Origin of the sequence: Baekduia sp., assembly GCF_035685985.1 — a bacterium.
GTDB lineage: Bacteria > Actinomycetota > Thermoleophilia > Solirubrobacterales > Solirubrobacteraceae > Baekduia.
Genome location: NZ_DASRZV010000028.1, coordinates 319,151 through 326,329 on the forward strand (window position 1 = coordinate 319,151; position 7,179 = coordinate 326,329).

The window sequence follows — 7,179 nt, forward strand, 5'->3', positions numbered from 1 at the left end:
TGAAGGTCACGTAAAGATCGACGGCCTGCGTCACGCCGCTGACGCCGTCGTCACGACGCCGCGGCGATCGCCTCCGCGGTCCGGTGCGCCAGCGCCATCGTCGTCAGCATCGGGTTGGTCCCCGACGCCGTCGGGAACGCCGACGCGTCGCCGATCCAGACGCCGGGCGTGTCGTGCAGCTCGCCCCACGGGTCGGCGACCGACGTCTTGGGGTCGTTGCCCATCCGCGCCGAGCCCATGTGGTGCAGCGAGAACGTCGCGTGCTCGAAGGGCGACAGCGGCGCGTCGTGCACGCGCTGGGCGTAGGCCTCCAGCGCCTCGTCGCCGTCGCGGACCCAGCGCGTGCGCTTGCGGTGCAGGGTGATGATCTCGCGCGCGCCGGCCGCCTCGTGCAGGCGCGCCATCGTCTTCAGCCCGTGGCGGAAGTGCGCGAGGTCCAGCGCGTCGGCGAAGGGGTAGGTGTGGACCGGCCGGCCGGCGGCGTCGGTCGTCACGCGCCCGTGGCCGCGGTCGCGGATCAGGAACACGAGCGCGCTGGAGACCGGCCCGCGCGCCATGTCGGCCTTGTGCTGCTCGCCGGTCTCCCACGGCACCGACGTGCCGGTCACGCCCGGCGAGGCGTGCGAGGTCTCCACGAGGTAGCCGTAGCCGTCGGTGAGGTCGTTGTACTCCATGCTCAGCGCGGTCTGGGGCGCGCCCCACCACGCCTTCTGAGCCTCGTCGTAGATGCCGATCACCGCGGTCGCCGGGTGCAGGCGCAGGTAGTCGCCGACCGCCGGGCCGCCGATGCCCGACCGCGACAGCAACGCGGGCGTGTCCAGCGCGCCGGCGGCCACGACGACCCGCGGCGTGCGCACGACGACGCGCGCGACGGCGCCCGTCGCCGGGTCCACGTAGGTCGCCTCGACGCCCGCGGCGCGGCCGCCCTCCACGAGCACGCGATCGGCCCGGCAGTCGACGACGAACCGCGCGCCCGCGTCGGCGGCGTCCTGCAGGTAGGTCTTCAGCGTGCCGAGCTTGGCGCCGGTCACGTCGCCGAAGCCCATCAGGCCCGCCAGGTCCGCGTCGTACTTCGCGGGGTCCGCGTTGCGGGTGATGACCCGGCCGTCGATGCCGAGCGCGGCGGCGCCGTCGAGCAGCCGCTGGTTGGGGCCGTTGGGGTCGCTGCAGGCGTCGGTCACGCCGATGCGCGCGCTGACGGCGTCGAGGTGGCGGTCGTACTCGGCGCCCGCCAGGCCCTCCAGGCCGTGGTCGCGCTCCCACTCCTCGCGGACCCAGTCGTAGGTGCGGAGGCAGTTGGTCCAGTTGACCGTCGAGCCGCCGCCGAGGTTGGCGCCGGTCATCAGCGCGACCTGCCCGTCGGCGGTCTGCGCGAGGCCGCCCGCGCGGTAGAGGTTCTGGTAGGCCCACAGCTCCAGCTGGTTGAAGTCGGCCTCGTTGTAGTAGCCGCCGGCCTCCAGCACGACGACGTCCTGGCCCGCGCCGGCCAGCTTCCCCGCGATCACGCCGCCGCCGCTGCCGGAGCCGACGACCACCACGTCCGCGGTCAGCTGGAGCGTGTCGGTGGAGGGCCGCGTGATCGCGATCGTCTTGGGCGCCTCCGCGGCGCTCGGCGGCGCCGCGCGCGGCCCCGGGTAGCCGATCGCCTCCCAGTTGGGGTTGCGGCCATTGGCGGGATCCGGGATGGCGTAGAACAACAGGAACGTCAGCGCGCGCAGGCCGCTCAGGCCCGCCAGCGCGCCCGGGTCGCTGTCCATGAACCCGTGCACGATCGCCTCGCGCGCGGGCTGCGGCGCCTCGTCGAAGCCCTGCGCGCGCAGGGCGTCCAGCAGCTGTCGGATGCCCTCGACCTGGTCCTCGGGCACGGCGCCGGAGGAGAGCTGCTGCGCGATCGCGACGTCGACGCCGAGATCCGAGCCGCGCCGCGCCCAGAAGCCGGTCCCGTCGTCGTCGCGCTCCACCTCCGGGACGAACGTGTCGACGAGCTGCTTCAGCGTCGCCTGCTGGACTTCGGACAGGAGCACCGCGACCGGGGTTGACACCGTGTCAGCCTACCTCGCGCGGTCAAGCGCGGTCTGTTACGGTGACGCCTCCGTCATCTTTGTCTGGAGGCTCTGTCCCAATGGCCAAGCAGCACCGCATCCTCACCGGTCAGGTCGCCGCGATCACCGGCGCCGCGCGCGGCATCGGCCGCGCCACCGCCCAGGCGTTCCTGCGCGAGGGGATGAAGGTGGCGATCGGCGACCTCGACCACGCGACCGCGCAGGAGACCGCCAAGGAGCTGGGCCACGGGACCGTCGCCTTCGAGCTGGACGTCACGCGGCGCGAGTCGGTCAAGGCCTTCCTCGACGGCGTCGAGGAGCAGCTGGGCCCGATCGACATCCTGGTCAACAACGCCGGGATCATGCAGGTCGGCCACGTGATCTGGGAGGAGGACGACGCCACCACCCAGCGCATGATCGACATCAACGTCAACGGCGTCATGCACGGCGTCAAGGAGGTCGTCCCGCGCTTCCTGGCGCGCGGCCGCGGCCACGTCGTCAACGTCGCGTCGACCGCCGGCAAGGGCGGGTTCCCCGGCGGCGGCACCTACTGCGGGACCAAGCACTACGTGGTGGGGTTGAGCGAGGCGCTGCGCGCCGAGCTGCGCGGCACCGGCGTCGAGGTCTCCTGCGTCATGCCGGTCGTGGTCAACACCGAGCTGGCGTCGGGCCTGACCGAGACGCGCGGCGTCAAGACCGTGCAGCCCGAGGACGTCGCCGCCGAGATCGTCAGCGCCCTGCAGGAGGCGCGCTTCGACGTCTTCGTGCCGCGCTCGGTCGCCGGCATCACCAAGGTGATGAACCTGCTCCCGCGCGGCGGCCGCGAGGGCCTCAGCCGCGCGCTGAAGGCCGATCAGGTGCTGATGCAGATCGACGAGGGCAAGCGCGCCGCCTACGAGCTGCGGGCGTCGCAGTCGGACCCCGCGCTGGAGGCGGGCGACCCGACCAGGCAGTTGACGCCGTGACCAGGCGGTCGATGACCCCGTAGTCCGGCTTCCGGCGGGGTAGGTTGTGGTGCATGGAAGCCGCCACCACCTCAACCTCGGTCGACCAGCTCGGCGTCGACACCATCCGGACGCTGTCGATGGACGCCGTCCAGAAGGCCAACAGCGGCCACCCCGGACTTCCGATGGGCATGGCTCCTGCCGCGTACGTCCTGTACGCGAAGGTCATGCGGCACAACCCGAAGGACCCGGACTGGCCCGATCGCGACCGCTTCGTGCTGTCCGCCGGGCACGGCTCGATGCTGCTCTACAGCGTCCTGCACCTCTCGGGCTACGACCTGCCGCTGGACGAGCTGAAGAAGTTCCGCCAGTGGGGCTCGCTCACCCCGGGCCACCCGGAGCGCGACCGCGTGCACGTCACCCCGGGCGTCGAGGTCACCACGGGCCCGCTGGGCCAGGGCTTCGCCAACGGCGTCGGCATGGCGCTGGCCGAGCGCTTCCTGCGCGAGAAGTACGGGTCCGACGTCATGGACCACTTCATCTACGCGATCGTCTCCGACGGCGACCTGATGGAGGGCGTCGCCGCCGAGGCCGCGTCGCTGGCCGGCCAGTACGGCCTGGGCAAGCTCGTCTACCTGTACGACGACAACTCGATCTCGCTGGACGGCCCGACGTCGCTGTCCTTCGACGTCGAGGACGTCACCAAGCGCTTCGAGGCCTACGGCTGGCACGTGCTGGAGGTCCACGACGCGCAGGACCTGGTCGCGATCCAGTCCGCGATCGAGGAGGGCCGGCGGCACACCGACAAGCCGTCGCTCATCCACATCAAGTCGATCATCGGCTACCCGTCGCCCAACAAGCAGGGCACGTCCAAGGCGCACGGCTCCGCGCTGGGCGAGGACGAGGTCCGCGCGACGAAGGAGGTCATGGGATGGGATCCCGACCAGCACTTCGTCGTGCCCGACGACGTCTACGCCGAGTTCGCCAAGAACGCCGAGCGCGGCGCGGCGGCGCAGGCCGAGTGGCAGGCGCGCGTGGACGCGTGGAAGTCCTCCAACCCGGACGCCGCCGAGGCGTGGGACCTGGCGTGGGAGGGCGGCTCCTACGGCGGGCGCCCGCTGCCCGGCCTGAAGGACGCGCTGCGCTCCGTCGACTGGGGCGGCAAGGAGAAGATCGCGACGCGCTCGGCGGGCCAGAAGGCGATGGCCGTGATGGCGCCGTTCGTCCCGACGCTCGTCGGCGGCGCGGCGGACCTGAGCGAGTCCACCAAGACGGAGTTCCCGCCGCTGGACGAGGAGCGCTACTCGCGCGCCCACGTCGGGCGCAACGTCTACTTCGGCGTGCGCGAGCACGGCATGGGCGGCGCGGTCAACGGCATGGCCGCCCACGGCGGCATCCTGCGGCCCTACGGCTCGACGTTCCTGCAGTTCGCCGACTACATGCGCGGCTCGATCCGGTTGAGCGCGCTCACCGGCCTGCGCACCGCGTGGGTGTTCACGCACGACTCGGTCGCGCTGGGCGAGGACGGCCCGACGCACCAGCCGGTCGAGCACCTCGCCGCGCTGCGCGCGATCCCGAACCTCACGGTGATCCGCCCCGCCGACGCCAACGAGACCGCCGAGGCGTGGCGCGTCGTGTTGGAGGACCTGGAGGGCCCGGCGGTCTTCGCGTTCTCCCGCCAGGACCTGCCGATCCTCGACATCGACTTCGACGGCGTCGGCCGCGGGGCCTACGTGTTGAAGCCGGCGGCCTCGGAGGAGCAGGTGGTCCTGGTCGGCACCGGCGCCGAGGTCCACACGGCGATCGAGGCCCAGAAGCTCCTGGCCGACCAGGGCATCGGCGCCCGCGTCGTCTCGATGCCCTCCTGGGAGCTGTTCGCCGCCCAGGACGACGCCTACCGCGACGAGGTCCTGCCGCCCACGCTGCCCAAGGTCTCCGTCGAGGCCGGCGTCTCCATGGGCTGGGAGCGCTGGGTCGACCGCACGGTCTCCATCGACCGCTTCGGCGCCTCCGCGCCGGGCCCCGAGGTCCTCGAGAAGCTCGGCATCACCGGCGACCACGTCGCCCAGGTCGCCAAGGACCTGCTCTCGGCGACCAACTCCTAGGAGTCGCCCGCCCGCGGGCCGACCGTCACGTGGATGACGTTCGGCTCGCGGACCCAGGCGATCAGGTCCAGCGCGGTGAGGCGGTCGAGCCAGAACTGCAGGGCCTGGGCCTGGGCGGGGGAGCGGTAGGCGCGGGAGAGGTCGAAGGCGTAGCCGGTCGCGTGGGTGGAGGGCTCGGCCTCGACGCCCTCGCCGACGAAGCCCTGACCGCCGGAGGTCGTGGCGGCCTTGGTCACGACGATCGGCGCGGTCTTGGCGATGGCCTGGACGCCGAGCGCCAGGCGGCGCAGCAGGATCAGGGCGGGCGCGCGCAGCGAGCGCTCGCCGACCCGGCCGCCGGCCAGCGCCTTGGACACCCGCAGCGCCGGGCCGTCGACGACCGCCAGGTCGGAGGTCCTCAGCGCGGCGGACGAGTCGAAGACCGGCGTGCTCTGCGGCGGGCGCAGGACGTGCTCGGCCGACGGCCAGTCCTGCAGCGCGTCCTGCTCGCGCAGCTGCTTGGGGTCGTCGCGGTAGAGCTTCATGATGTCCTTGGCCGCGCCGATCCGCCACAGGTAGGTGCTGGAGTCGTCGCCCAGCGAGGCGAGGATGTTCCAGGCCTTGGCGTGGCGCAGCGGCGTGGAGTCGAAGAACAGCTGGGCGTAGGGGATGTCCTCGTTCCCGTAGGCCTTGAGCGCGCGCTGGAGGTTGCCGATCCCCATGTGGTAGCTCTCGACCGCCAGGTCGGACCGGCCGTGGAGGTTGTCGCGCGCGAACTCCAGGTAGCGCGTCGTCGCCTCCAGGGCCTTGCGCGGGTCGAAGCGCTCGTCGACCTCGCGGCGCTGCGCCTTCAGCCGCGCGATGTGCTTCTCCGACCGCGAGCGCGCGATCGTGCCCGTCAGCTTCTCGGACCGCGCGACGTCGACCTTCAACCCCAACAACCCGGTGGCGGTCTGGGCGAGGATCTGCGTCAGGCCGGCCGCGCTGTTGAGGTCGTCGCTCGCGGTCACGTCCGACCGGCCGCCGCTCTCCAGGAAGACGATCGCCTCCAGCGTGCGCGGGTCCTGGTGCGCGCGCTGGGCGACGTCCTCGATCATCGGGCGCAGCCGGTCCACGCGCCGCGCGGTCGCCATCACGCCGCCCGGCGACTTGGCGTACAGGACGTGCGCCAGCCCGGCGGCGGCGCGCGCCTCGAAGTCGGCGCGGTGGTCGGCGTCGTAGGCGAACGGGTCGCGCGTGGTGTCGGTGGTGCCCGCGCCGGGCGCGAGCTGCCGCGGCCCGTCGCCCGACCCGGCGCCGTCGCCGTGCGCCAGCAGCGCGATCACCACCGCCGCGACCAGCACCACGACGAGCAGGCCCAGCTGCGCGGTCGCGCGGCGCCGGGCCTGCGCAGGTGAACGCGAGGGCGGCATCGTCCGATCACCGTGGCACATTCGCGGGCCGTGCGCGTCCTGCTCGACCCACCGACCGGCCCGCTGGCCCTCGACGACGACCTCGTCGTCCGCGGCGACAACCTGGCGGTGCTGCCGCACCTGCCCGACGGGTCGTTCGACATGATCTACATCGACCCGCCGTTCAACACCGGCAAGGCCCAGGCGCGCGCGACGCTGCGCGCGGTCGCCGACGCCGAGGGCGGCACGCGCACCGGCTTCGCCGGCCGGCGCTACCGGACCGAGAAGGTCGAGGGCCCCGCGATGGCCTACGCGGACTCCTTCGACGACCTTCCGGCCTACCTGGAGCCGCGGCTGCTGGAGGCCCGGCGCCTGCTGGCCGACCACGGGACGCTCTACGTCCACCTCGACCCACGCGAGTCGCACTACGTCAAGGTCCTGCTCGACGCGCTGTTCGGGCGCCGGTGCTTCCTCAACGAGCTGATCTGGGCCTACGACTACGGCGCCAAGCCGCGCCGCCGCTGGCCGGCCAAGCACGACACGATCCTCGTCTACGTGCGCACCCCCGGGGCTCATCATTTCGACGCCGACGCCGTGGAGCGCGAGCCGTACATGGCTCCCGGCCTCGTCACGCCCGAGAAGGCGGCCCGCGGCAAGATGCCCACGAGCGTGATCTGGCACACCATCGTCTCCCCCACCGGCCGCGAGAAGACCGGCT

Annotated in this window: 5 protein-coding genes; 3 read left to right on the forward strand and 2 right to left on the reverse strand. The window is 72.7% G+C overall.

Annotation, left to right across the window (positions count from 1 at the left end; all coding sequences use genetic code 11):
- Positions 1–50 precede the first annotated feature (50 nt).
- Positions 51–2,042, reverse strand: coding sequence for an FAD-dependent oxidoreductase (locus VFG42_RS19260; protein ID WP_324910404.1), 1,992 nt, complete (start codon positions 2,040–2,042; stop codon positions 51–53).
- Between the two features lie 80 nt (positions 2,043–2,122).
- Here VFG42_RS19260 and VFG42_RS19265 point away from each other — a divergent pair, with 80 nt between their 5' ends.
- Both VFG42_RS19265 and tkt read left to right on the forward strand, forming a co-directional pair.
- On the forward strand, positions 2,123–3,007 hold the full coding sequence (locus tag VFG42_RS19265) for an SDR family oxidoreductase (RefSeq protein ID WP_324910405.1): 885 nt from the start codon (positions 2,123–2,125) through the stop codon (positions 3,005–3,007).
- Between the two features lie 53 nt (positions 3,008–3,060).
- Positions 3,061–5,091: a transketolase gene (tkt, locus tag VFG42_RS19270; protein ID WP_324910406.1), complete on the forward strand. Its 2,031-nt coding sequence runs from the start codon at positions 3,061–3,063 to the stop codon at positions 5,089–5,091.
- On the opposite strand, the gene VFG42_RS19275 is transcribed toward tkt, so the two are convergent.
- Positions 5,088–6,482: a transglycosylase SLT domain-containing protein gene (locus VFG42_RS19275; protein ID WP_324910407.1), complete on the reverse strand. Its 1,395-nt coding sequence runs from the start codon at positions 6,480–6,482 to the stop codon at positions 5,088–5,090. The two genes, tkt and VFG42_RS19275, sit on opposite strands and share 4 nt — an antisense overlap.
- Before the next feature lie 39 nt (positions 6,483–6,521).
- On the opposite strand from VFG42_RS19275, the gene VFG42_RS19280 reads away from it, so the two are divergent.
- On the forward strand, positions 6,522–7,179 hold a 658-nt coding region (locus tag VFG42_RS19280), incomplete at its 3' end, for a DNA-methyltransferase (protein ID WP_349260438.1).

Excerpts from the sequence above, each read along its gene's own strand:
- VFG42_RS19275 (WP_324910407.1), bottom strand. The coding sequence starts at position 6,482 with ATGCCGCCCTCGCGTTCACCTGCGCAGGCCCGGCGCCGCGCGACCGCG.
- tkt (WP_324910406.1), top strand. The coding sequence starts at position 3,061 with ATGGAAGCCGCCACCACCTCAACCTCGGTCGACCAGCTCGGCGTCGAC.
- VFG42_RS19265 (WP_324910405.1), top strand. The coding sequence starts at position 2,123 with ATGGCCAAGCAGCACCGCATCCTCACCGGTCAGGTCGCCGCGATCACC.